1 protein-coding gene is annotated in these 740 nt (G+C 58.0%); it reads right to left on the reverse strand.

The window, feature by feature from the left end:
- The coding region (locus JHD79_RS22510) for a hypothetical protein (RefSeq protein ID WP_233164848.1) at positions 1-696 on the reverse strand (696 nt) is incomplete at its 3' end.
- Positions 697-740: the final 44 nt, after the last annotated feature.

Below are 740 nucleotides of genomic sequence, written 5' to 3' on the forward strand. Positions count from 1 at the left end.
GTTGTTGGGCGTAGCATAGCTCGCAGTGTTCGATGCCACTAGCGTACCGTTGGAATCGTACCAGTTGTAGCTCAGGCCCGAAACCTGCACCACGCCCAGCGTGGCCGGAGTACCCACGCAGGTGCTCGCCGGATTGCCAGGTGACGGAACCGGAGGGGCCGGGATCGGAGATACCGTAACCACCACCTGCTTAACATCAGCTGCCGTATTCTCACATTTGTTGTCGCCCTTTACCGTCACATAATAGGTCGTAGTGGTATTGACCACCGTAGGGAAGCTGCTGCCCACATAGGCCACAACGCTAAGGTCGGGCGTACTGTACCAGGTGAACACCGGATTGGTGACCGTGCTGCTGCTGGCCGTAAGGGTTACATTGGCCGTTCCGCAAGATACAGGCGGATTGGCCGCCATAATGTCGGCACCGGTAGAGATGGGCCTTACCGTAACATCAACCAACCTGGCGTCGGCCGCACGGTTCTCGCACTTGTTATCGCCCTTTACGGTTACGTAATAGGTCTTGTTGGCCGTAAGGGCAGGAGTGGTGAACACCGATCCGATACGCTCCACAACGGTCAGCGAAGCATCGCTGTACCAGGTAAAGACCGGATTGGAAACAGTGGTGCTGCTGGCCGTAAGGACAAAGGTGCCCGTACCGCAGGCACTGGCGTTGCCGGAAACCTGGATATCGGAGGCCAACGAAAGCCCGCCAACGGAGATCGTGATCCTGGTACGAGAGGCCG

Source organism: Pedobacter sp. ASV28, assembly GCF_016428855.1.
Classification (GTDB): Bacteria; Bacteroidota; Bacteroidia; order Sphingobacteriales; family Sphingobacteriaceae; genus Pedobacter.